Genomic DNA, 24657 nt, shown 5'->3' with positions numbered 1-24657 from the left:
TTCGACCGGCGCGGATCACGAACCACGCGGGAGATGCCGACGCGCTCTCGCTTGCGTGCGGCTGAGGATGTGGGGCTGGGCAACGACGCCTGTTCTTCTTACTGTGCTGTCATGGCGCGCGGCATCGACCAGGCGATACCGGCACGCCCGGGCGATTGTCTCGCCATCCCGCCCCACGTCTCAACCGGGCACGATCAATAACGACTATCAGCGCTTCCGTATGGTCGTTGAAAGGTAGTCGAAAGATGAGTCGATTACGAACCGCCGCCTATCGGCATGAGCCGCTACGCGCCGATTCCCTTGCGCACCGCGTCGGTCACCTGGGCCACCACGCCATCGCGCCATTCGTCCGAATCGCCATAAAAGGCACGCCACACGGCCTGCTTGATCAGTGCGCGCTGGTTCTCGTCCGCTTCAGGATGCACATGCAGCCAATGGTCGCCACGCAACGCATCGAGCACCTCGGGCAACGGCAGCGTGCCGAACTCCAGGGCGATGCCTGCGTAGTCAATCGTCGGCAGCGTCTGCGGCACAGCCGCCCACGCGAGCCCGGTCAGGTTGGCCGATGTCGACGAGCCGTCGTAGATCGACGTCACGCTGCCGCCCCAGATGGCCCGCGTCTTGTTCAACTGGCGCGCCTCGTCGGGCCCCATGTAGATCGCTTCGCCATAGCCCCACGGTCCCAGCCCCGTGTGCACATCGACCCATCGCAAAGTGGTCCGTCCGGCGCCAAAGCGGGCCAGGATGCGCCGTAGCGTGTAGTTGCTCCACGTTGCCTGCTGACCGCCGAAGAACATGCCATCCGGGTCCTGATACTGTCCGGCGCTGATCGCCGCCTGGAACCAGCCCATGCCCCGCTCCGTCACCCGCTTCATCAGCGCGGTGTGTTCGTCGCACGACGGCGGCCACTGGCTCGGCAGCAGCATCGGGGCAATCTCGGCATAGGCCGGATTGGCCGGCAGTGGCCGTTCGAAGTCCGCGAAATTGCGGTTCAGGTCGACGTTGTCCTCGTTGACACGGCGCAGGTGGGAAAAGCCATAGGGATTGACCGCGTGGATGAACATCAGCGCGCAGCCGGCGCGGTGGCAGTCCGAATGCAGCCCCGTGTCGGCAAGCATCGCCACCTGCGTGCCCGATCCGCAGAACCCTTCGGCGCCGTGCGTGCCGGACGTCACCAGCAGCACGCGCGACGCATCGGCGGCCCCGACCCAGGCGACGTCCATCGCCAGGGCCTCGCCCTCGTTGCCTGTTTCAGTGGGGTGGGGAAACTCGGTCAGCGCCGCACCACATGCGCGGGCGGCCGCCAGGAATTTCTGGCGGGCTTCGGCATAGCTGCGTGCGAAGTAGCGCGCAGTCTGACTGGCAGGCATGGCGGGAATGGCCTGGGCCGAGTGGGGATGCCCTCAATGTAACGCCAATCCGGCGTTTTTATCCAGCGAACGTCAGAACAGCTCCGCCGGACCGCCCTCGGACGGCCAGGCGCTGCGGAACGCGTGCGGGTGCATCACGATGCCGGCAGCGGCAATCTGCGCGGCGGACAGCACCAGATGTCTGGCCAGCCAGTCATGCAGGCTGCGCAGGAAACGTATCTGATCCACGCGGTTTGCCCCCGCGATCAGCCACTCGAGCTTGACGTGCGCCGTATAGACGTCGAGCAGGTTCGTGCTCTTGAGCTTGGGCGGCGTGGCCTTGCTGCGTTCGATCGCCAGCACGCGTTGCACCTGCGCGTTCGTGAGCGTGCCGCCAGTGGCGATCCGCTGATAAAGCTCATCGAGCGCGGGGAACAGGACTGTCGGCTGCACGCGCGGCACGGCAGCCACTTTCTCCATGCGCAGCACCACATAGCGCGTGGCCGCATTGCGGCGCGCCAGCTCCAGTTCGGCCGCCGAGGGCTTGCGCCTCACCGGCGCGGGCAGATCGGCGTCGATCCGCTTCACCGCATCGCGCTCGGTATAGTCCGGGATCTGATCCAGCGCCTCGGGCACGGCCAGCACCTCGCGCGCGCATTCCGGGCCGAATGGGTACTCGTGGCCATCCGGGCCGCGCAGGATATAGGCGTGCCCCTCGGGAAAACCGTGGTGGCGGCCGCCTTTCGCGTTGCGCGCATGGCATCGCGTGCTGGCCGGATCGACGAAGTCCTTGCGAACGGGCGTCCAGCTCCCGTGCGTCGGATGGGTCATTGGAAGTCGGGCGAAATCGGGAACGGGCGCTATTGTCCCACTGTTTTCGCTCCGTTCTCCCGCGTTGCGGGAAAACGGGGAAAACAACTACTTCAGCATGAACGACATCGCCGAGCAGCAGTTCAGCATCCGCACCACAGCCTGCACGGTTGGCCCCGTGAATGTCAGCGTGACACCGTCGACCCGTTCGAACTCGGGCCATTGGCAGAACAGGTCGGCGTGGGCGGTGGTCGTTGTCTGCAGGCGGCAACTCACCGGCCCAGGCAGTTCGAAGCAACGTGCCTTGGCTTGGACGATCGCATCGCGCGTCACGGACTCGGCGGCCACTGCGATCGCTTCACGAGCGGCAGCGGGCGACAACGAGGTGCCACTGCCCTGCCCGCCTGCGGCCTTGGTCTGCACGTAGCGCACCCAAGGCATCAGCGGCTGCGTTTCCGCGATGAAGACGTCATCGCCGCTGGCCAGCATCACCGGCACGCCGAACTCGCCGGCCAATGCGGCGTAGATGCCCGCCTCGCCCAGCTCCAGCCCGTTGAGCCAGACGCGCGCGAACGCGCCGCTGTTGATCGTATGGGCCAGCACGCCACGGCTCTGCGCCCGGCCGTGATAGCCGATCATGAACACGCCGTCGCAATCCTGCTCGACGCCAGCCATCATGCTCAGATAGCGCGGCTTGCCCAGCACCAGTTGCGCGCGCGGGTCGATCTGATCCGGCAGCAGGTTGCGGAAGCCCCCGTGCGAATCGTTGACCAACACCTCGGTGGCGCCACCCGCAAATGCGCCCTGCACGGCGGCATTGGCTTCGGCCGTCATCCAGGCACGCGCGCGTTCGTACTCTCCATTCCCCGCGCGTGTTTGCTCGGCGTGGAATACGCCGGCCACGCCTTCGATGTCCGTGGAAACCAGAATCTTCATGCCATCAGTTCCTGCAACAGTTCGCGTAGTGCCCGCCGGGTGTGCCCATCGCGGCCATGAACGGTTTCGCCATGCCAGAGCGCATTGACGATGGCCTGCTCCACGCTGTCAGCAGCGGCGCGAAACAGCGGGTCGAGCCGTGTTTCATGCACCATCTGCACGGCCGGCATCGGTACGTCGGCCAGATGTGGCACGGTGTACGCCGTCGAGAACGCTAGCGCGATATCGCCAGAGCCATGGCCAAATACGGAACCGGTTCGCGCCAGCCCCGCGCCGGCGCGCAGCGAAAGCCGGCCAAGCTGCCGCGCGTCGAGCGGTGCATCGGTGGCCACGATCATGATGATCGATCCCTTCTCCGGGACGATCTCCTGCCTCAGTTGGCCAGCCAGCGCCGCGCCCAGCAGCCTGCCGCCGTAGATCAGGGAATCCGGTGTGCCGAAGTTCGACAACACCAGCGCGCCAACCGTGTAGCCGCCCGCTATGCGGGATGCGGTGCCGATACCACCCTTGACGCCGAACGATGACATGCCCCGCCCCGCGCCCACCGCGCCTTGCGCGACATCCACGCTCGCGGCCGCCAGGGCGCTGTCGTAGTGCATCCCCTGGACCGCCATCGCCTGAATGTCGTTCAGATAGCCATCATTGCACTCGAACACGAGCGGATTGACGGTGGGCCAGGCGCGGCCGATCTCGGGGTTCTCGGCAATGGCCGCGCGGATCTGCGCCTGTGCCAGTGCGCCAACAGAGAAGGTGTTGGTCAGCGCGATCGGCGTTTCCATCACGCCGAGTTCGTCGACCTGCACCAGGCCGATGCTCTTGCCGAATCCGTTCAGCACGGTGGCCGCTGCGGGCACCTTCTCGCGGTAGACATTGCCCGCGTGCGGGCGAATCACCGTCACCCCGGTCTGGCAAGCCCCGTCGGCCAGCGTGCAGTGGCCGACGGTCACGCCAGCCACGTCGGTAATCGCATTGCGAGGGCCCACCGGCAACGTGCCAATCACGGGGATATCCATCATCGTGCTCGACTTGTGTTCAATGCGTGCTGAAGGTGCCATCAACGCCGGTCGATCTTCGGATCGAGCGCATCGCGCAGGCCATCGCCCAGCAGGTTGAACGCCAGCACGGTCAGGAAGATCGCCAGGCTCGGGAAAATCGCCACGTGGGGCGCGGTCACCATGTCAGCGCGCGCCTCGTTCAGCATCGCGCCCCACTCGGGCGTGGGCGGTTGCGCGCCAAGGCCCAGGAACGACAGGCCAGCCGCCGTGATAATCGACGTGCCGATCCGCATCGAGAAGTACACCACGATCGACGACACGGTACCGGGCAGGATATGCCGCATCAGGATCGTCCAGTCGGATGCGCCAATGCTGCGTGCCGCTTCCACGTACGTGAGCCGCTTGAGCATCAGCGTGTTGCCCCGCACAAGGCGCGCGAAGGCTGGAATGCTGAACACCGCCACTGCGAAGATCACGTTGACCATGCCATTGCCCAGGATCGCGACGATGGCGATCGCAAGCAGGATGCCCGGAAACGCGAACAGCACGTCACAGATGCGCGTGACGATGCGGTCCCACCAGCCCTCGTAGTAGCCGGCCAGCAGGCCCAGCACCGTGCCGATGACCGCGCCGATGATCACCGAGAAGAAGCCGGCCGCCAGCGAAATGCGCGTACCGGCCAGGATGCGGCTGAAGATGTCGCGCCCGAGCGAGTCAACGCCCATCCAGTGCGCAGCCGACGGGCCTGCGTTGAGCGCGTCGTAGTCGAAGAAGTTCTCGGGGTCGTACGGGACGATGTGCGGCGCCAGAATCGCGACCACCACCAGCAGCAGCACGAACGCGCCGGCGGCCAGCGCGAGATGCTGCTTGCGGAACTTGCGCCAGAACTCGGTCCAGGGCGTGCGGACGGCCTCCGGGACGCTGGCGGCCTCGGGAGCGGCGGGCGTGGAAATATCGGACATGCCAGCCTCCTTATTTATAGCGGATGGTGGGGTTGATCACGGTGTACAGCACGTCCACCACCAGGTTGATCAGGATGAATTCGAGCGAGAACAGCAGCACCTCGGCCTGGATCACCGGGTAGTCACGCATCTCCACGGCATCCACCAACAGGCGGCCGAGGCCGGGCCAGTTGAACACCTTCTCGACGAGGATCGAGCCGCCCAGCAGAAAGCCGAACTGCAGGCCCATCATCGTCACGACGGGAATCATTGCGTTGCGCAGCGTATGCTTGATCACGACCACGGTCTCGCGCACGCCCTTGGCGCGTGCGGTACGGACGAAGTCCTCCTGCAGCACCTCGATGAACGATGCGCGCGTGAATCGCGCCATCACGGCGGCCACGGCCGCGCCGAGCGTCAGCGACGGCAGGATGTAGTGCTTCCAGCTATCGGCGCCGATCGACGGCAGCCAGCCAAGCTGCACCGAAAACACTTCCATCAGCAGCATCCCCAGCGCGAAGGCCGGGAACGAGATACCCGACACCGCCAGCGTCATGCCCAGGCGGTCCGGCCACTGATTCCGCCACACGGCCGAGCAGATGCCGATGGTCATGCCGAAGATGACGGCCCAGACCATCGACGCGATCGTCAGGTACAGCGTGGGCAGGAAGCGGTCGCCGATTTCTTCCGAAACGGGTCGCTTGGTGCGCAGCGAGGTACCGAAGTCCCCCCGCAGGGCGTTCGAGAAGTAACGCACGAACTGCTCCGGCATCGGGCGATCGAGCCCGAGATCCTTGCGCACCAGTTCCACGGTGTCCGCGTCGGCCTCCGGGCCCGCGGCCAGCCGCGCCGGATCGCCGGGCAGCAGATGGACGAACAGGAATACCAACACCGCCACGATCAGCATGGTGGGTATCACGCCCAGAAGTCGTTTAAGGAAGTAGTTCAGCATCAGGCAACGGAAAATTGAGGACCGCCGGCCGCCCGCCCTCAACCCCGCGTATACGGGCAGGCAGCCACACGGCTTACTGCATACAGCTTGTTATAAGTACTGCGATACCGCGACTTGCAACCACTCTTACTGCTCTACTGCTCTACTGCTCTACTGCGGTACTCCCCCTCTCACCATGCATGGGAGAGGGGCAAACACCGAAGACATGTCAACCGCTTACTGCTTGATATCGATCTCGTCGAAGTTGAACGAGCCGTCGGGCATCACGTAGGCACCAGTCAGGCGCTTCGAACGCGCGTACAGCACCTTCTCGGTCACCAGGAAGGCCCACGGCGCGTCCTTCCAGATTTGTTCCTGGGCGTCCTTGTAGAGCTTGGCCTTCTCGGCGCGATCGGTCGTGCGCAGCGCGTTGGCGATATCGGCATCGACCTGGTCGTTCTTGTAGTAGGCCGTGTTCAGCAGCTTCGGCGGCATCGCTTCCGAAGCCAGCAGCGGACGCAGCGCCCAGTCCGACTCACCGGTCGACGACGACCAGCCCACGTAGTACATGCGCACGCCGGCGTCCTCGGGCTTGGCCACGGACTCCACGCGTTCCACGCGCTGGCCAGCTTCCAGTGCCAGCACCTGCGCCTTGATGCCCACCTGTTGCAGCTGCTGCTGCACGAACTGGATCACCTTCTGCGCGGTGGTGTGGTTATAGGCCGACCACAGCGTCGTCTCGAAGCCGTTCGGGTAGCCGGCTTCCTTGAGCAGCTCGCGCGCCTTGGCCGGGTTGTACGGCCATGGGCCCAGCTTCTCGGCGTAATCCACGCCCGGTGGCACCACGCCGGCCGACGGTACGGCGTAGCCGGCGAACGCCACCTTGGCCAGCGCCTCCTTGTTGATCGCGTAGTTGATCGCCTGGCGCACCTTGGGGTCGTTGAACGGCTTGACCATCGTGTTCAGCGACAGGTAGCGCTGGATGATCGACGGCCCGTCGATCAGGTCCACCTTCGGGCTGGCCTTGAGCACCGCGGCCTGCTCGAACGGAATGCTGAACGCGAAGTCGGCCTCGCCGGTCTGCATCACGGCCGAGCGCGTGTTGTTGTCGACCACAGGCTTCCAGGTGATCGTGTCGATCTTCGGATAGCCGGTCTTCCAGTAGCCCGCGAACTTCTTGCCCTTCAGGTAATCGGTCTGCTTCCATTCCACGAACTCGAACGGTCCGGTGCCCACGGGGTGGAAGGCAATCTCCTTGCCGTACTTCTTCAGCGCGGTCGGGCTGATCATCACCGCCGACGGGTGGGCCAGCACGTTGATGAACGGCGAGAACGGCTCCTTGAGCGTGATTCGCACCGTGTTCGGGTCCACCACGTCGGTCTTGGCCACACGGTTGAACAGCGTGTAGCGCTTGAGCTTGTTGGCCGGATCGGTCACGCGGTCCAGATTGGCCTTGACCGCGGTCGCGTCGAACGTGGTGCCGTCGTGGAATTTCACGCCCTTCTTGAGCTTGATCGTGTAGACCAGGCCATCCTTGCTGACGTCGTAGCTCTCGGCCAGCACGTTGACCAGCTTCATGTCCTTGTCGAAGCCGAACAGGCCCTGGTAGAACGACTTCACCGCCGCCTGCGACAACGTGTCGTTCGCGTCGTACGGGTCCAGCGTGGTGAAGGTGGAGTACACGGCCATCACCGCGTCCTTGGCGGCGAATGCCGGCGCGGCGGCCATCATGCCCATGGCGCCCACTGCGGTGGCGCCGGCCATCAGGCGGAACGAAACCTTGCGGTCAGACATCTTCACTTCTCCTTGAGGAAAACGAACTTCAGTAGGCGCCGCCGACGGCGTGCCGGGCTACGTAATGTCCGTGCGCGCCACTGCCGGCCACGGCAACCAGCGGCTGGACCACTGGCTCGTCGCCGACCGCGCGGATCGGGCTGGGAATCTCGTCGGACAGCGGCTCGCGCTTCATGTGGCGTCGGGCCGGATCGGCAATTGGCACCGCCGACATCAGCTTCTTCGTGTACGGGTGCTGCGGGTTCTCGAAGATAGCGCGACGCGGACCGATCTCGACGATCTGGCCCAGATACATCACGGCCACGCGGTGGCTTACGCGCTCCACCACGGCCATGTCGTGCGAGATGAACAGGAAGGCCACGCCCAGCTCGCGCTGCAGGCCGAGCATCAGGTTGACGATCTGCGCCTGGATCGACACGTCGAGCGCCGACACCGATTCGTCGGCGACGACCACCTTCGGGTTCAGCGCCAGGGCGCGCGCGATGCAGATCCGCTGGCGCTGGCCGCCCGAGAACTCGTGCGGATAGCGCGATGCGTGCGCGGCTGTCAGGCCCACCTTTTCGAGCAGCCAGGCGACACGCGCCTCGGCTTCCTTGCCGCTGGCCACCTTGTGCACCAGCAGCGGCTCCATGATCGAGTAGCCAACCGGCACGCGCGGGTCCAGCGACGCAAACGGGTCCTGGAAGATGAACTGGATATTGCGGCGTAGCGCCTGAAGCGCCGGTCCCCGCATCTGGCTGATGTTCTGGCCTGCGAACTCGATCGTGCCGCTCTGCGAATCGACCAGCCGCAACAGCGAACGTCCCGTGGTCGATTTGCCGCAGCCCGACTCGCCAACCAGCGCCAGCGTCTCGCCCGGGTAGAGATCGAAGCTGACCTGCTCCACCGCGTGAACGCGGCGCGTGACCTTGCCAAACAGGCCGCCTGGCACATCGAAGCGCGTCACCAGGTCGCGTACGCGCAGGATCGGCTCGGCGCCTGCCGGAATGGTGTCCTGCGGCGCTTCCTCGACCACCTTGTCGGTGTCGCTCATCTGCACCAGCGGGAAGCGGGCCGGCAGATCGGTGCCGGCCATCGCCCCGAGCTTCGGCACGGCCGACAGCAGCGCGCGCGTGTACGGGTGGGCGGGCGCGTGGAACACCTGGTCGGACGTGCCCTCTTCCACCTTTTCGCCGCGGTACATCACCAGCACACGATCGGCCACCTCGGCCACCACGCCCATGTCGTGCGTGATGAAAACCACGCCCATGTTCATCTCTGCCTGGAGATTGCGGATAAGCTGCAGGATCTCCGCCTGGATCGTCACGTCGAGCGCGGTGGTCGGCTCGTCCGCGATCAGCAAACCCGGCTTGCAGGACAGCGCCATCGCGATCATCACGCGCTGCCGCATGCCGCCTGAGAGTTGATGCGGGAAGCGGTCGAGCACGCGCCGTGCTTCCGGAATGCGCACCAGTTCCAGCATACGCAGCGCCTCGGCAAGGGCCGCGGCCTTGTTCTTGCCCTGGTGCAGGCGAATCGACTCCGCGATCTGCTCACCAACCGGAAACACCGGATTCAGTGAGGTCATCGGCTCCTGGAAGATCATCGCCACGTCCGCGCCGCGCACCTTGCGCAACGTCGATTCGCCGGCATTGGCCAGATCGAGCACCTCGCCATTGCGCCGGCGCAGCGCCATGGCGCCATTGGCGATCTTGCCGCCACCGTGCTCCACCAGGCGCATCAACGCCAGCGACGTCACCGACTTGCCCGAGCCCGACTCGCCAACCACGGCCAGCGTTTCGCCACGGTCGACATGGAACGACAGGTTGCGCACGGCCTCGACGGTACGCTCCGAGGTGGCGAAGCGCACGGTGAGGTTGTCGACGGCCACCACGCGCTCGGGCGGCAGCACGATGCCTTGTTTCGAAACGGTCTTTGCCATATCAGCCGTAGATCCAGACAGTGGCCGGCTCGCCAACGCGTGCCACGCCTCGGTACATGCCTTCCGTGTTGAACGGTAGCGTGACGTTGCCGGCACGGTCCACCGCGATCAGGCCGCCACGGCCGCCAATCGCGGGAAGCTTTTCCATCACCACGCGGCGCGCCGATTCCTCGAGCGACAGCCCGGCGTAGCGCATTTGCGCCGAGACGTCGAACGCGGCCACGGTGCGGATGAACATCTCGCCCGTGCCCGTGGCCGAGACTGCCGCGACATCGTCCGCGTAGCAGCCGGCCCCAACGATCGGGGTATCGCCCACGCGGCCCACCTGCTTGTTGGTCACGCCGCCGGTCGACGTGGCCGCGGCGAGGTTGCCAGCGGCATCGCAGGCCACCGCGCCAACCGTGCCGAACTTGTTGTCGGGATCGATCGGATCGGCAGCCCCCGCCCTGGCGGCCAGTGCAGCCGCGTCATGGTCGAGCAGCGCCATGCCGGTACTGGCTTGCGCACGCACCCATTGATCGTGGCGGGCCTGCGTGAAGTAGTACTCGGGCCCGACCAGTTCCAGCCCCTGGGCTTCGGCAAACGCCTCGGCGCCCTCGGCGGCAAACAGCACATGCTCGCTGCGTTCCAGCACGGCACGCGCGGCCAGCACGGGGTTGCGCAAGCGCTTGACGCAGGCCACGGCGCCGGCGCCCAGCGTCTGGCCATCCATGATTGCCGCGTCGAGTTCGAAAGTGCCTGCATGGGTCAGCACGGCACCCCGGCCGGCGTTGAACAGCGGACTGTCTTCGAGCAGGCGCACCGCTTCGGTGACCGCGTCGAGCGCGCTGCCGCCGTCGGCCAGCACGCGCTGGCCAGCGAGCAGTACCTGCTCGAGCGCGGCGGCGTACTCGCGTTCGCGCTCTGCATTCATCGCGGCACGGGTGATCGTGCCCGCGCCACCGTGGATGGCGATAACAGCTTGAGGCATGGGGTCCTTCTACTTCGGTCGGGGATCAGTCGGGAGATTTCGGGGCAATCCGGCCACCACGCGCGTCGGGCGCGCCGTGGAGCCAGGGCAGCAGGAATTCGGTCATTTCGGCGGCCGCCTTGACCGACCGCGCGGACCGGTGCGCCACGGCGCCGCACAGCGCCTCGATCAGCGCCAGAACCGTGGCATCGGAATTGGCGGAGAACCGGTATCCGGTATTGGCGTAAAGCGTGTAGTCAGCCAGCGGTGCCAGCGGCGATGCCGGGCCATCGGTAAGCGCCATCAATCGGCCGCCGTGCTCCTTGACGCGCTGGGCCAGCATGATCGTGTCAGTCACGTAGCGTGGAAACGCGATGGCGATGACCAGATCCTGCGGTTGCAACTTGAACAGTTGCCGTCCCGCATGGGATGCGCCACCCGAATTGGACACCGACGTGACCATGCGGCAATGCATCTCCAGACCGTGCTGCAGCAGCCCGGCCAGGAATCCGCTGGCGCCAAAACCCATCACGTAGACACGCTCCGCCTCCAGGATCGCCGACACCGCACGCTCGCAGGCTTCGGGGTCCAGCGCGCGACGCGTGGCTTCCAGGTTACGGATGCCGTCCTCGAGCGAGGCCGCGAACACCTCCGCCGCCGTGGTGGGCCGCGCCAGTTCGTCGCGCAATCGCTCCACCGGGGCCAGCGTGGCCTCGAAGCCGCGTACGAGTTCGGTGCGGAACTGCGGATAGCCTTCGAATCCCAGCGCGCGCGCAAAGCGGTTGGCCGTGGCCACCGATACGTCCACGGCCGTGGCGAACTCGTCGATCCGCATCGTGGCGGCACGGAACGGGTTCTCCAGCACGTACTGCGCCATGCGCTGGTGCGCGGGCGTCAACGTTGGCAAGGCGCGTGCAATACGCTCGGAAATTAGCAGGCCGTCTGGCATCTCGGGACTACAGGATCCATTCAAAACCGCGCGAATCAGCGCGAAACAATGATTGGCGCACCAGGACCGGCATCGCGCTTTGATGAAAAAGCACTTTCCCGGTGCAACCATCTATGTAAATAAATTTACACGCAATTGCTGTACCAGGAGAGTGAAAAGTGGCCGATTAGGGGTAATCCCTCAGAACAAGCGGCCGAACATAGCCAGCGGCGACAGTCTTTGGATGCCGGCGCGATACAATGCCGGCCTGCCGAAAAACCGTTTCCAGCTTTAGCCTCCCGTCTCCTCCGTGATCCGAATCGACCAGCTTGTCCTCCAGCGCGGCACCAAAGTGCTGTTCGACCACACCAGCGTGACGCTCAATCCGGGCGAGCGCGTCGGCCTTGTCGGCGCCAACGGCAGTGGCAAGTCCACACTGTTCTCCATGCTGCGCGGCGAGTTGCACGCCGACGGCGGCGACGTCTTCCTGCCCGCCCAGTGGCGCATTGCGCATGTGGCGCAGGAGACGCCCGCGGTAGCCCGCTCCGCCGTGGACTATGTGGTCGATGGCGATACCCGCCTGCGCGAGATCGAGGCTCGGATAGCCGCCGCCCAAGCCAGCGGCGATGGCTCGGCCGAAGGCGAAGCCCATGCAGCCTATGCCGACGCCGACGGCTACACCGCCGCCGCGCGCGCCGAGGCGCTGTTGCTGGGCCTGGGCTTCACGCTGCCGCAGGTGTCGCAGCCCGTGGCATCGTTCTCGGGCGGCTGGCGGATGCGCTTGAACCTGGCGCAGGCGCTGATGTGTCCGTCGGACCTGCTGCTGCTTGACGAACCGACCAACCACCTGGACCTCGACGCCATCGTTTGGCTCGAAGACTGGCTTGCGCGCTACCCAGGCACGCTGGTGATGATCTCGCACGATCGCGAATTCCTCGACGCGATCTGCAACGTCACGGTGCATATCGAGAACCAGCAACTGAAGCGTTACGGCGGCAACTACACGCAGTTCGAAACGATGCGGCTGCAGCAGATGGCGCAGCAGCAGTCGGCCTACGCGCGCCAGCAGAAGGAAATCGCGCACCTGGAGTCGTTCATCAACCGCTTCAAGGCCAAGGCCACCAAGGCACGCCAGGCGCAAAGCCGGGTGAAGGCGCTGGAAAAGATGGAGCGGCTGGCGCCGGTGCACGTGGCAGCGGGCTTCGCTTTCGAATTCCGTGAGCCCGATTCGGCGCCGAACCCGATGATGGTGCTGGAAGGTGTGGACTGCGGCTATGCCGAGGCCGACCCGCCCGTCACGATCCTGCACAACCTTGCACTGTCGATCCAGAACGGCCAGCGCATCGGCCTGCTGGGCGCGAACGGCCAGGGCAAGTCGACGCTGGTGAAGACGCTGGCCGGCACGCAGGCGCCGCTGAACGGCACCGTCCGGCTCGGCAAGGGACTCGTGATCGGCTACTTCGCCCAGCACCAGCTGGAAACGCTGCGCGACCACGATTCGCCGCTCCAGCATCTGGCGCGGCTGGCGCCGGATGTGCGAGAGCAGGAACTGCGCGACTTCCTGGGCAGCTTCAATTTCCGCGGTGACATGGCGACGTCACCGATCGAACCGTTCTCGGGCGGCGAGAAGGCCCGGCTGGCGCTGTCCCTGATCGTCTGGCAAAAGCCGAACCTGCTGCTGCTAGATGAACCGACCAACCACCTGGACCTCGACACCCGCGAAGCGCTGACGATGGCGCTGGCCCAGTTCGAAGGCACGCTGATCCTGGTCTCGCACGACCGACATCTGCTGCGCGCCACCTCGGACCAGTTCATGCTCGTGGCCGAGGGCACGATCCGCCCGTTCGATGGCGATCTGGACGACTACCGCGACTGGCTGCTGCAACAGGCGGCCGCCAAGCGCAACGCGGCCACGGCCGCGCACGCCGCCGAAGCCGCGCCCGTGGTCAACCGGAAGGACCAGCGCCGCGCAGAAGCCGACGAGCGCCAGCGCCTGTCGGTACTGCGCAAGCCGCTGACGAAGGAACTGGAAAAGGTGGAAAAGCGGATGTCGGTGCTACAAGCCGACAAGACCACGATCGACACGTTCATGGCCGACGCGTCGAGTTACGACGACGCCAACAAGACGAAGCTGAAGGACATGCTCAAGCGCCAGGGCGAAGTCACCGGCGAACTCGAGCAACTGGAGGAACGCTGGCTCGAACTGCAGGAGCAGATCGAGCAGATCGCCTGAGGCATCTCAATCGACCTGAAGCTTGTGCCCCTCTACCACACGCGGGAGGGGACAAGCTCGGGCACGAGGGACAAGAGGGCCAAGAACCACGCCGCTCAGCGGAAGTGCTTCTCGCGGCGAATCAGCCCGACGGCAAGCGTCAGCGTCAGAATCAGCAGCCAGATCAGCGACCACGCCGGGATCGAAAGGCCCAGGATGGGCGGCGTGGGTGCCGTGCACAGACCATCCGAATAGAACACCTGCGGCAGCAGCTTGGCCGTGGGCAGCGAGTTGACCCAGTTCTCCAGCGGGTCGATGCCGCAGGACGCCTTCGGGTTCATCAGCAACGCCACCTGGTAGCCCGCCACGGCAATGCCGCCCACGCCGGAAAGCATCCCCAGGCCCTGCCAGAGCGTGCGCGTGTTCTGCGCGATGACCGCCAGCAACGAAAAGATACCGATACCGATGAACGCGAAGCGCTGCATGATGCAGAGCGGGCACGGTTGCAGGTTCTCCGCGTACTGCATATACAGCGCGGCACCGACCATCGCAAAGGAAACGATGGCGATCAGTAGGAAATAGGTTCGGGAATTGGCTTGCATGGGCATCGGGTGCGAATTTTCTTCGACGCGATTATTACCCATTTTCATCGATGTCTTCGTTGCGCCCCGGCAACCGGCCTCGCCGGAAACTGTGGCGGATTGCCGCATCGACCCGATTCGGCGTTGACCCGGTGCCCGCGCATGGTCCTCCGTCAAGCCGCAGCCGGCCTTTGTGTCGCACTCGCCACACCCCACCAAAGTGGGGAACAGCATCATTGCCGCCTGCATATGCTCTCGGATCGGCGAACGCAAGAAATCCAATAAGACAGCCGGACTCGCCATCCGGCACTCAGGGAAATCAAATGGGGATTCAAGAGACGTTGCGCGGGCGTGGTTCGCGCATCTGGACGCCCGTGCTCGGCGTCATGACGGTTGCGGTGATGGCGGCATGTGGTGGTGGCGGCGATAGCGGCAGCAACGGTGGCAGCAATGGCGGCGGCAGCCAGCCAGCCGCAACGGTGCAAGGCACTGCGGCATCCGGTGCATTCATGGGCGGCGCGCAGGTCACCATGTTCGATGCCGATGGCAAGACCGTCGGCATCCGCGTCGCCGACGCTAACGGACGGTACAGCTTCGACGTATCCGGCTTCCGCGCGCCGTTCGCCCTGCAGGCAACCGGCACGGCCGGTGGCGAGACCGTGACCTATGTGTCCGTGCTGCCGACCAAACCCGCGAGCGGCTCCACGGTCACGGCCAACGTGACGCCATTGACTACCGCGCTTGCGGCATTGTTGGCCGGCGGCAATCCGGCCGACCTGACCGGCGCCAGCGCGCTCAACAGCAAGGTCAGCAGCGCCGGCGTGCAGCAAGCCACGGCCGCCCTGCGTGCCGTGCTGGCCAATGTCGCTACCAGCGCCGGAATGAACGCCGGAAGCTTCGACCCGATTTCCACCCCGCTCACCACCGAGGGCCAGGGCGCCGACGCGGTCATCGACCTTGTCCACGTGACCCTGACCGCCAACGGCGTCAAGCTGGCATCCCGGGGGGCGCAACTCACGGGCGGTTCCATTCCGGAAGCCGTGCTCGACGCCAACGCATTGACCAAGCCGCCCGCCGCACTGCCGACGCCGACGGCCTCCACCAATGCCCGCACCTTCGAAGCGATCCGCGCGAACCTGCAAGCCTGCTTCGCCGCCGCCCCGTCCGCACGTGCCAGCGCCACCGCGCTGCTCACGGCGTGCGCACCGGCATTCGCCAGCGACTATCTGAACAACAGCTATTCGGCGGCCGTCGATTTCTCTGCCCTGTTCTCGTCGACCGACATGAACGGCGCCGTCTTCCGGGCCCCGATCGTGTTGTTCAACGGTAAGGCCGATAGCGGCGAGGCCACGGCATTCGTGCGCTTCCCGTTCGTGCGTGCCGACGGCAGCACGTCGCAGTTCACCCGCCGCGTGACCAACCGCGCCGGCACGTGGACGATGACCGGCAACCAGCGCCAGTACGAAGCTGCCGTCACGCGCCGCATCAGCAAGGTGATCGAGCGCAATACGGGTGCAGGCATTGCTTCGCGGTATGAAACCAGTCTGCGCGTGTTGCTGAATCCGCAGACCGGCCTCGGCATCAAGGCGCAGCTCGTACGCGTCACGGGCCCCGGCCTGCCCAGTGCGGGTGTCGTGCTGGCCCGTTCGCGCGTATGCGGCTCAAGCGCCAACCTCGTGATCCAGAACCTGAACGGCTCGCTGACGTATGCCGCCAACGACCCCGTGGCGCCCAACGCGGTCATCAGCAGTTCAGGGCAGTCCAGCAGCACCGTGGTGCTGGCCGCGACGCCGCTGAAAGCTGGAGACGCGCTGACCTGGTCGTCGCTGAGTTCGGGCGCCAACACCTATGCGTCGGCGCCGCTGTCCGACAACGACATCACCGCGATCCCGACCTTCGCCAGCTACACGTTCGACGTCTGGTATCTGAACAACGATCTGTCCTACAAGACCGCTCTGCCGGCCACGCCAGACGACTCGTTCACCGTGACGTCGTCGGGCGGCGTGCTGATGCCGTCTGTCATCGCGCGCCAGACCTGGAACGAGATCGCGGAAGGCAGTCTCGATTTCGTGACGACGGGCGGCGGCAAGACCGGCGCCCAGACCACGGTCGATGTGAACTGGACACAGAACGCCGAGCCCGTGGACCGCGCCCTCGCCTTCGGCCGCCAGTTCGCCGCCGCAGTTGCGCCCGCGCCCGCAGCAGGCGATCGCACGTTCATCCAGACCAACGTGCCGTCGTACCTGCAGCGCTCCGTCACGGTCAGCACCGCCAAGCAGGGCTCCAGCGCGTTCGTTAGCTGCAACGGCGCTACGTTCCCGGCCTTCGCTTCGGCCGGAGACCAGCGCACCGTCGAAATCCGCTCGACCACGGGCGACGATACCCAGAAGTTCGTGCGGGTGGTGGGTACCTACCGCTGATCCGGCAGCACAGGCTGCGAGAGAAGGCGCCAATGAAAAAGCCCCGCTTCGGCGGGGCTTTTTTTCTTTCCACGTCAGTCCAGATGCCTGACCCGGTCGATGGCCTGTTCCAGCCGGTCCACCGCGATGACCTCCAGGCCGTCGATCCGCTGCTTGGGCGCATTGGCCTTCGGGATCACCGCCATCGTGAAACCAAGCTTGGCGGCTTCCTTGAGCCGCTCCTGTCCGCGCGGGCTCGGGCGGATTTCTCCCGCCAGGCCCACTTCGCCGAACACCACCAGACCGCGAGGCAGCGGCTTGTTGCGCATCGACGAATGAATCGACAGCAGCACGGCCAGGTCGGCGGCCGGCTCGGTGATCTTGACCCCGCCCACCGCGTTCAGGAAGACGTCCTGGTCGAAACACGCGATGCCCGCGTGACGATGCAGTACGGCCAGCAGCATCGCCAGCCGGTTCTGTTCGAGGCCCACGGCCAGCCGGCGCGGATTCGGCACGTTGGCGGTGTCGACCAGCGCCTGCACTTCGACCAGCAATGGCCGCGTGCCCTCCTGGGTCACCAGCACGCAGGAACCGGCCACCTGCTCCTCATGCTGGGAGAGGAACAGCGCAGACGGATTGCTGATGCCGCGCAGGCCGCGCTCGGTCATCGCGAAGACACCGAGTTCGTTGACCGCGCCGAAGCGGTTCTTGAACGCCCGGATCAAGCGGTGCGAGGAATGGGTGTCCCCCTCGAAGTACAGCACCGTGTCCACGATGTGTTCGAGCACGCGCGGGCCGGCCAGGCTGCCTTCCTTGGTTACGTGGCCGACCAGGATGATCGTGATGCCGGTACTCTTGGCGATCCGCGTCAGTTGCGCCGCGCATTCGCGTACCTGTGCCACGGAGCCCGGCGCGGACGTCAGCGCCTCCGAGTAAACCGTCTGGATCGAGTCGATCACGGCCACCTCGGGCTTGTCGGCCTCGAGCGTGGCCTGGATCTTCTCCAACTGAATCTCGGGCAGCAGGCCCAGCGTGGCGGCCTCCACGCCCAGGCGATGGGCGCGCAGCGCGATCTGGGCGGCGGATTCCTCGCCGCTCACATAGAGCACGCGCCGGCTGGCCGACAGGTTGGCCAGCGTCTGCAGCAGCAGGGTCGATTTACCGATGCCGGGGTCCCCGCCGATCAGCACCACCCCACCCGACACCAGGCCGCCGCCAAGCACGCGGTCGAATTCGTCGATGCCGGTCGAGAAGCGTGGCACATCGGCCGCCTCGATTTCCGACAGCTTGCGCACCACAGCGGACGTCGCCAGCGGCTGGAAGCGGCGTGCCGCGGACGAACCCGAATCCGCCACCGTTTCCACCAGCGTGTTCCAGGCGTTGCACTGTGGGCACTGGCCCGCCCAGCGCGGCGTGGTGCCGCCGCACTCGGTGCATGTGTATACCGTCTTGGTCTTGGCCATTTATACGGCGTCGGCGGTGGTCAACGTGGCAACGGAAGTCGGCACGCGCGGCGCCAGCGCGCACATCAGTTCATAGCCAACCGTGCCGCTGGCGGCGGCCACGTCGTCGATTGGCAGACCATGGCCCCAGAGCGTGACCGGCGTGCCTACCTTTGCCTTCGGGCAGGGGGTCAGGTCGACGCAGATCATGTCCATCGACACCCGCCCCACCAATTGCGTGCGCACGCCGTCGACCAGCACCGGCGCGCGGCGCTCGCCCCAGCCCACCGCGTGGCGTGGGTAGCCGTCGGCGTAGCCGCACGCCACCACCCCGACCCGCATCGCGCGGTCGGCAGTAAACATGGAACCATAGCCGACCGTATCGCCCGGTTGCAGATCCTGTATGCCGATCAGCTCGCTATGGAGAGACATCGCCGGTTGCAGGCCGGTCTCTGCGATATCGGACGACACCCCGGTGGGCGATCCGCCGTAAAGGATGATGCCGGGACGCACCCAGTTGCGATGCGCCTGCGGATGCCAGAGCACGGCTGCCGAGTTGGCCATGCTGACCTCCCCCGGCAGGTTGGCCGTGGCGGCTTCGAAGGCTTCCACCTGATGCGCAATGCCGCGCTTGCTGTCGGCATCGGAAAAGTGCGTCATGTGGACAATGCTGCCGATGCAGGACATGGTCCGGGCCCGTTCCCAGGCGGCGCGGTACTGCGCCGGACGGAAGCCCAGGCGGTTCATGCCGGTATTCAGCTTGAGCTGGATCGCCAGCGGCCCCTTGGGGCGGGCCAGCTCAAGCATCCGCAACTGCTCCTCGCAGTGCACGGCGGTGGTCAGGCGGTATTGCTCGAGCAGCGGTACATCCTGCGCCTGGAAGATGCCTTCGAGCAGCAGGATCGGGCCCTGCCACCCAAGGTCGCGCAACAGCACGGCTTCCGAGAGATCGAGCAGGCCAAACCCGTCGGCGGCCTTGAGGCCGGCAAAGACTCGGCGGATGCCGTGGCCGTAGGCGTTGGCCTTGACCACCGCCCAGATGCGGGATGCGGGTGCTTGGCGACGCACCACCTCAAGATTGTTGGCCAGCGCGGGCTGGTGGATGACGGCTTGAATGGGTCTTGGCATGGAATAGACAACTTGGGCCGGCTGCCGGATCGGTCTTGCACCATTTCAGGGAAGACCCGGTCAGCAACCTGCGGGATTCGTGCGTTGATGGGGACACCGGGCGGTGGTGGATGGCCGGCAGAAACGCCGGCCTGCGGCTCTCGCATCGCGCAGTCGATATTTGAACACAATCGGACGAAAATTCCGGGAATCCAAGCGGCGACATGCTGTCCAATGCGCGTTTGCCTGTGTGCTGAAATGTCGCGGTTTCGTGATATAAAGCCGGACGCTCCGGCAATGTTTTAAAAGAGAAGCAATATGTCAATGACGGTCAGGCAGGCGGCAAAGCACGCGAATGTTGCGCAACCGCCCCACTTTGACAAAGCTGGAGCGACAGGTTCCCTGCAAGCCGCGGCGCTGCCTGCTGGCGCGCATTTGCCCGCCCAGGCGAGCTTCCGCGATGGAGACAAAGTCGAAGGTATGAAGAAGGGTTTCTACACGATCATGGCCGCGCAGTTTTTTTCGTCGCTGGCCGACAATGCGCTGCTCATTGCTGCCATTGCCCTTCTCACCGAATTACATTCCCCGCAGTGGATGACTCCGCTGCTCAAGCTGTTCTTCGTGCTGTCCTATGTGGTGCTGGCTGCCTTCGTGGGCGCCTTCGCGGACTCGATGCCCAAGGGCAAGGTCATGGCGATCACCAACACGATCAAGATAGTCGGCTGCGCCATCATGATGTTCGGGCTGCACCCGCTGCTGGCCTACGGGATCGTCGGGTTCGGTGCAGCGGCCTATTCGCCGGCCAAGTACGGCATCCTGACCGAACTGCTGCCCCCCGAGAAACTGGTCATGGCGAACGGGTGGATCGAAGGCCTCACCGTCGGCTCGATCATCCTGGGCACCGTAGTGGGCGGGGCGCTGATCTCGGTTCACGTCTCCACCATTCTGCTGCACTTCGACATGCCGTACGTCGACACCGGCATCAATACGCCGGCCGAAGCGGCGATGGTGGTGATCATGTTCTTCTACGTGATCGCGTCGATCTTCAACCTGTTCATTCCGGACACCGGCGCCCGCTATCCCCAGCAGGAAAAGAACCCGGTCAAGCTGATCGCGGAGTTCGGCGACTGCTTTATCGCGCTCTGGCGCGACAAGCTCGGCCAGATCTCGCTGGCGGTCACCACCCTGTTCTGGGGCGTGGGCGCCACGCTGCAGTTCATCGTGCTCAAATGGGCGGAAAAGTCACTCGGCCTGAACCTGTCGCAGGGCGCGCTGCTGCAAGCCGTAGTGGCCGTGGGCGTGGCCGTGGGCGCGATCATGGCGGCGGCAAGGATTCCGCTGCGCAAGTCGCTGTCCGTGCTGCCGTTTGGCGTGGCCATGGGCGTGACGGTGATGATCATGGCGTTCTATACCAAGGACACCATTCCGGATGTGACGCTGGACCTGTTCGGCCTGCACATGCCGCTGTACATGGCCATCGCCTACGTGTTCCTGATGATCGTCGGCGCGATGTCCGGCTATTTCGTGGTGCCGATGAACGCGCTGCTGCAGCACCGCGGCCACGTGCTGCTCTCGGCGGGTCACTCGATCGCGGTACAGAACTTCAACGAGAATGTGTCGGTGCTGCTGATGCTGTGCCTGTACGCGCTGCTGATCAAACTGAATGTGCCGATCGGGTTCGTGATCGTGGCGCTGGGCCTGTTCATCTGCGCGACCATGCTGCTGGTCATGCGCCTGCACAAGCACAATGTGAAGATCTACAACTCGCTGGCGATGATCGGCGAGGACAAGCACCACTGACCCAGGCGGGGCCCGCGGCCCTGCTGGCGGGGACCATCACCCCGCGCCGGTCAATCCCTGCGCGCCCGTTCAATGGCGCGCGCTTCCCAGCCGGGCGGCACGACGAAGCCGCGCGAACGCTCCACCCAAATGCCGGGCTGATCGGTCCCGGCGGGCTCCAGTTCACAAACCATGACAGGCGCATCGCGCCGCCAGCCGTGGTCTGGATGCGCGTCGGTAAATCGTTCCGTCAGCACCGCATGAAGCACTTCGGCTGATTCGGTTTCGGCCTCCGGCACGCGCGCGCCAGACAGCCAGTCTGCACGCTGCAGACGACACCAGCGCGCCGCGCCACTCCCCTGACCTGCCCGCTCCGACGCACGGCCCATCCAGGCATCCAGCGTGGACCACCAGCCGCGCTGGTGATCGGGGGCGATACCCAACACATCCAGCCCCGGCGGCGTCACCCCGTCCCGATAGAATAGCCAGCCCAGCAGATAGACCTCGCTCCGGTCGATCGCGTGACCGAGCGCGGCCTTCGCCTCTGCGGTGCGGCCCAGCGGCAATTGCCGGCGCACGATATGGTCGAGCTTGTCGCCCAGCCGATCTACGAGATTCGGCCCGACAAACGCGCGAAGGTCGAGCCACCGGTCCTCGATGCCATCGACCATCAAATAGAACTTGGCCGCCATTTCCCAATGCACGGTTTCCATGACGGCGGGATCGCGCCAGACGACGTCGAGTTCGCCGAGCGTCTGCACGCCATGCCCATTGGCGCGGCGGATAGGCACATTGGCCGCCAGCAGTTCGATGCCCGGCGCATGGTCCAAGGCGAAGTGCAGCAACCGTTCGGCATGGCGGCCCAGCCGGAGGCTGCGACCGTCGTTGGCATCGGCGTGGTGGCTCAGTTCGGTGATGGTCTCGGGGAGCGAGGACGGATCGGCCTGGGCCAGCCAGTCCTGCCATGCGGCGCGCACACCGGCTGGCCATTGCGCCACGCGCACAACATCGGCCCCATCCGGCAGCCGGGAAAGCAGCGGCGGCGACAAGGAACTCCACGCCAGATCGCGGGTACGCTGCGAGGGCGCGCGCCGCCAAAGCGGCATCTGCCCGTCGGCGCCGGTCAGTGCCGGCCCGCCCGGGGCGATGCCCTGCGCGAGATCAGGCTTGAGGTCCCGCACGATCGTGTACCTCGCGGGCCAGGCAAAGATCTTCCCAGGCGCGTGCCTTGTCGGTCAGCGTGCGCAGCAGATAGGCCGGGTGATAAGTCACCACCACCGGGATGCCCTCATAGCTATGCACCGCGCCGCGCAGCTTGCCGATCGGCGTGGTGGAACGCAGCAGCGACTGCGCCGCGAAGCGGCCCAGAACCACAATCACCTTCGGCTTGATCAGCGCAATCTGGCGCTTCAGATACGGTTCGCATTGCGCCACTTCGCCTGGCTCGGGATTGCGGTTGCCGGGCGGACGGCATTTGAGTACGTTGGCGATATAGACGTTGCGGCCACGCGCCAGGCCCAGGGCCCCCAGCATGTTGTCGAGCAGCTTGCCAGCCTGGCCGACGAACGGCTCGCCTTGCAGGTCCTCGTTTTCGCCAGGCGCCTCGCCAACAAGCATCCATTCGGCCTGCTGATCACCGACACCAAACACGGTGTTCGTGCGCGTCGAGCACAAGCCACAGGCCGTGCATCCGGCAACGCTGTCGGCCAGCACCGGCCAGTCCATCGTGGCAATCAACGCTTCCCGGCCATCCTGCACCGGCGCCAGTGCGATAGGCACCGGCACTTCCACGGCATGGGCTGGGCCAGGGGCATCGAAGGCTTCGATCGTTTCCGCGACCTCCGCCTCGTTGACGGCGTGCAAGGTATCCGGTGCCGCGGCAGGTTTGCCAATGTCAGTGACTTCGGCAACTTCGGCGAAGTCCGCCAATCCCGGCGCAACGGCCGAAGACACCGCAACCTGCGCGGGCTCCGCCGACGGGCGCGCGGCACCGGCGACCTCTTCAGCTATTTCGGCGACTTCGGCCTGAGCAAGTTCAGTTGTTTCCGGCGCCCTGCGGGGCACCCATTCGGCCGGGATGCCAAGCACTTCGAGGAACATGGCCCGACGGTTCATACCGTACCTTCCTCGGTCGACAATGCCGCCGACGGGTCCGCCGACCAGTCGCGCCGCAGCACCAGCGCGTCCTCGCGCCCGAGCGCCGTGGCCGGGTAATAGCCCTTGCGGCGGCCGATTTCCACGAACCCGGCATCCAGGTACAGCGCCAGCGCACCGGTATTCGACGGGCGAACCTCTAGCAGCATGGTATGAAGCTGGTGAGGGTGCGTGGTAGCCAGCGCGATGCCCAGCAGCAACCGGCCATAGCCATGCCGCTGGAACACCGGATCGATGGTGATGTTGAGCAGATGCATCTCGTCGACCACCGGCATCAACATGACGTAGCCAATCAGCGCCGCCGACGGATCGCGCAAGGTCAGCCCGAGATGACCGGCCTTGAGCGAATTCTCGAAGTTACCGCGTGTCCAGGGATGGCTGAAGGCCCGTTGTTCGATTTCAGCCACCGCCTCCACGTCCAGCGCGCTCATCCGATCCAGCGCCCAGCCCGCGGGCAGCGCAGGCATGGTCGGGGTCGCCGGCCAGATGGGCTGATCGGGAACCGGCGCGATAGCGACACTCACGCTGCATCTCCAACTTTTGCCGCGGCGGCCTTGGCGGCGGCAACCGCCTCGCGCTCGGCGATGGTCTGGGCGACCTTGTCGCGTACGTAGTACGGCATGGCATCCGCGGCGTCGATGATCTCGCCGCGCGCCAGCGCACGCAGGCCGATCGTTACCATGGCACGCGCGTCAGGCATGGCCTCCGGCATCACGCGCCCTGCCTGGGCCGCAACGACCAGCCGCTCGCCGAACACCTGCGCCGCGTTGCCCGCAATCCAGAAATCGCCGTCGGGCCGCGCCACGGCCTCCGGCGCGACAACCTGCATGTCGCCGTCCATGCGCCATTCGTTGGCAGCATCTTCCCAGCGGAACACGGCGGCATAGGCTTCGTCCATGCGCGCATCCAGCGCGACCAGCACCGCCGTGCCGGCGGGCAACAACGGCGTGCCCGCACGCGCACTTTCCGCGCAGGCCATCAAGACATTGACGGGAATGACCGGCAGCCCGGCGCCAAACGCCAGGCCTTGCGTGACACCGCAGGCCGTGCGCAGGCCCGTGAACGAACCGGGGCCAGCGCCAAAGGCAATAGCGGCGCAATCGGCCAGGCGGATACCGGCCTCGGCCAGCACTTCGCCCACGGCCGGCAGCACGCGCGACGACGACCGCGCGCCGGTATGCTCATGACGGGAGAAACACTCGATAGCACCGTCTGCTCCGGCGCGTCCGAGTGCGACGGAACACCACTCAGTGGAGGTTTCGACAGCAAGAATCCAGGACATGGCGCGATTGTATCCGTTGCCGGGCCAAAGCTGTAAGGCGCCGACGCCCGGTGGCAGCCTTGCGAACGGCATCGCTTCGGCCATGCGCCAACCGGAGCAACCGAGCGGTTCCTCGGTTTTTTTGCGCGGAAACAGCCGACGTCGCCG

At 65.6% G+C, this 24657-nt stretch carries 20 protein-coding genes; 3 read left to right on the top strand and 17 right to left on the bottom strand.

Features of this window, described 5'->3' with window-relative positions:
- Nucleotides 1-284 precede the first annotated feature (284 nt).
- The 10 genes from RMET_RS07125 to RMET_RS07080 all read right to left on the bottom strand — a co-directional run bounded on the left by RMET_RS07125 (nt 285) and on the right by RMET_RS07080 (nt 11575).
- Nucleotides 285-1370 (bottom strand): M14 family metallopeptidase, encoded by a 1086-nt coding sequence (locus RMET_RS07125; protein ID WP_011516169.1) that lies wholly within the window; start codon nt 1368-1370, stop codon nt 285-287.
- A 72-nt stretch (nt 1371-1442) separates the two neighbouring features.
- On the bottom strand, nt 1443-2180 hold the full coding sequence (locus tag RMET_RS07120) for a hypothetical protein (protein ID WP_011516168.1): 738 nt from the start codon (nt 2178-2180) through the stop codon (nt 1443-1445).
- Nucleotides 2181-2267: 87 nt separating this feature from the next.
- Nucleotides 2268-3095 (bottom strand): M55 family metallopeptidase, encoded by an 828-nt coding sequence (locus tag RMET_RS07115; RefSeq protein ID WP_011516167.1) that lies wholly within the window; start codon nt 3093-3095, stop codon nt 2268-2270.
- Nucleotides 3092-4150 carry a DmpA family aminopeptidase gene (locus RMET_RS07110; RefSeq protein WP_011516166.1) on the bottom strand — a complete coding sequence of 353 codons (1059 nt, stop codon included), beginning with the start codon at nt 4148-4150 and terminating at the stop codon, nt 3092-3094. The genes RMET_RS07115 and RMET_RS07110 overlap by 4 nt, the downstream gene beginning before the upstream one ends.
- A complete protein-coding gene (gene gsiD / locus RMET_RS07105; RefSeq protein WP_011516165.1) occupies nt 4150-5052 on the bottom strand; it encodes a glutathione ABC transporter permease GsiD in 903 nt (300 codons plus the stop codon). The genes RMET_RS07110 and gsiD overlap by 1 nt, the downstream gene beginning before the upstream one ends.
- Before the next feature lie 10 nt (nt 5053-5062).
- Entirely contained in the window at nt 5063-5983 is a 921-nt protein-coding gene (gene gsiC / locus RMET_RS07100; protein ID WP_008649095.1) for a glutathione ABC transporter permease GsiC, read from the bottom strand.
- A 216-nt stretch (nt 5984-6199) separates the two neighbouring features.
- Entirely contained in the window at nt 6200-7756 is a 1557-nt protein-coding gene (gene gsiB, locus RMET_RS07095) for a glutathione ABC transporter substrate-binding protein GsiB (RefSeq protein WP_011516164.1), read from the bottom strand.
- A gap of 28 nt (nt 7757-7784) precedes the next feature.
- Nucleotides 7785-9677, bottom strand: coding sequence for a dipeptide ABC transporter ATP-binding protein (locus RMET_RS07090; protein WP_011516163.1), 1893 nt, complete (start codon nt 9675-9677; stop codon nt 7785-7787).
- Between the two features lies 1 nt (nt 9678).
- A complete protein-coding gene (locus tag RMET_RS07085) occupies nt 9679-10647 on the bottom strand; it encodes an isoaspartyl peptidase/L-asparaginase family protein (RefSeq protein WP_011516162.1) in 969 nt (322 codons plus the stop codon).
- Nucleotides 10648-10672: 25 nt separating this feature from the next.
- Complete coding sequence (locus tag RMET_RS07080) at nt 10673-11575, bottom strand: MurR/RpiR family transcriptional regulator (RefSeq protein WP_029310235.1); 903 nt, start codon at nt 11573-11575, stop codon at nt 10673-10675.
- Between the two features lie 289 nt (nt 11576-11864).
- On the opposite strand from RMET_RS07080, the gene RMET_RS07075 reads away from it, so the two are divergent.
- Nucleotides 11865-13787: an ATP-binding cassette domain-containing protein gene (locus RMET_RS07075; protein ID WP_011516160.1), complete on the top strand. Its 1923-nt coding sequence runs from the start codon at nt 11865-11867 to the stop codon at nt 13785-13787.
- A 95-nt stretch (nt 13788-13882) separates the two neighbouring features.
- On the opposite strand, the gene RMET_RS07070 is transcribed toward RMET_RS07075, so the two are convergent.
- Entirely contained in the window at nt 13883-14368 is a 486-nt protein-coding gene (locus RMET_RS07070) for a disulfide bond formation protein B (protein ID WP_008649101.1), read from the bottom strand.
- 302 nt (nt 14369-14670) lie between these two features.
- On the opposite strand from RMET_RS07070, the gene RMET_RS07065 reads away from it, so the two are divergent.
- Nucleotides 14671-16767 carry a hypothetical protein gene (locus RMET_RS07065; protein WP_011516159.1) on the top strand — a complete coding sequence of 699 codons (2097 nt, stop codon included), beginning with the start codon at nt 14671-14673 and terminating at the stop codon, nt 16765-16767.
- Nucleotides 16768-16841: 74 nt separating this feature from the next.
- Here the strand turns inward: RMET_RS07065 and radA are convergent, their stop codons facing one another.
- Nucleotides 16842-18209, bottom strand: a complete 1368-nt coding sequence (gene radA / locus RMET_RS07060) for a DNA repair protein RadA (RefSeq protein ID WP_011516158.1) — start codon at nt 18207-18209, stop codon at nt 16842-16844.
- A complete protein-coding gene (alr, locus tag RMET_RS07055) occupies nt 18210-19316 on the bottom strand; it encodes an alanine racemase (protein WP_011516157.1) in 1107 nt (368 codons plus the stop codon).
- 459 nt (nt 19317-19775) lie between these two features.
- Between alr and lplT the strand changes: the two genes are divergently transcribed.
- Nucleotides 19776-21095: a lysophospholipid transporter LplT gene (gene lplT / locus RMET_RS07050; RefSeq protein WP_011516156.1), complete on the top strand. Its 1320-nt coding sequence runs from the start codon at nt 19776-19778 to the stop codon at nt 21093-21095.
- 50 nt (nt 21096-21145) lie between these two features.
- On the opposite strand, the gene RMET_RS07045 is transcribed toward lplT, so the two are convergent.
- Genes RMET_RS07045 through tsaB form a run of 4 tightly spaced genes read right to left on the bottom strand, consistent with a single transcriptional unit; the run spans nt 21146 to nt 24510 of the window.
- Nucleotides 21146-22255, bottom strand: coding sequence for a DUF1853 family protein (locus RMET_RS07045; protein ID WP_011516155.1), 1110 nt, complete (start codon nt 22253-22255; stop codon nt 21146-21148).
- Nucleotides 22236-23189, bottom strand: coding sequence for a uracil-DNA glycosylase (locus RMET_RS07040; protein WP_011516154.1), 954 nt, complete (start codon nt 23187-23189; stop codon nt 22236-22238). The genes RMET_RS07045 and RMET_RS07040 overlap by 20 nt, the downstream gene beginning before the upstream one ends.
- Complete coding sequence (rimI, locus tag RMET_RS07035) at nt 23186-23752, bottom strand: ribosomal protein S18-alanine N-acetyltransferase (protein WP_011516153.1); 567 nt, start codon at nt 23750-23752, stop codon at nt 23186-23188. Before rimI ends, RMET_RS07040 begins: the two co-directional genes overlap by 4 nt.
- The gene (gene tsaB / locus RMET_RS07030; protein ID WP_029310170.1) at nt 23749-24510 is read right to left on the bottom strand and encodes a tRNA (adenosine(37)-N6)-threonylcarbamoyltransferase complex dimerization subunit type 1 TsaB; all 762 of its coding nucleotides are present in this window, start codon (nt 24508-24510) and stop codon (nt 23749-23751) included. The genes rimI and tsaB overlap by 4 nt, the downstream gene beginning before the upstream one ends.
- Nucleotides 24511-24657: the final 147 nt, after the last annotated feature.

Origin of the sequence: Cupriavidus metallidurans CH34 (assembly GCF_000196015.1) — a bacterium.
Classification (GTDB): domain Bacteria; phylum Pseudomonadota; class Gammaproteobacteria; order Burkholderiales; family Burkholderiaceae; genus Cupriavidus; species Cupriavidus metallidurans.
Note: the sequence above shows the minus strand (reverse complement) of the source record. Positions and strands in the feature narration are given on the sequence as shown.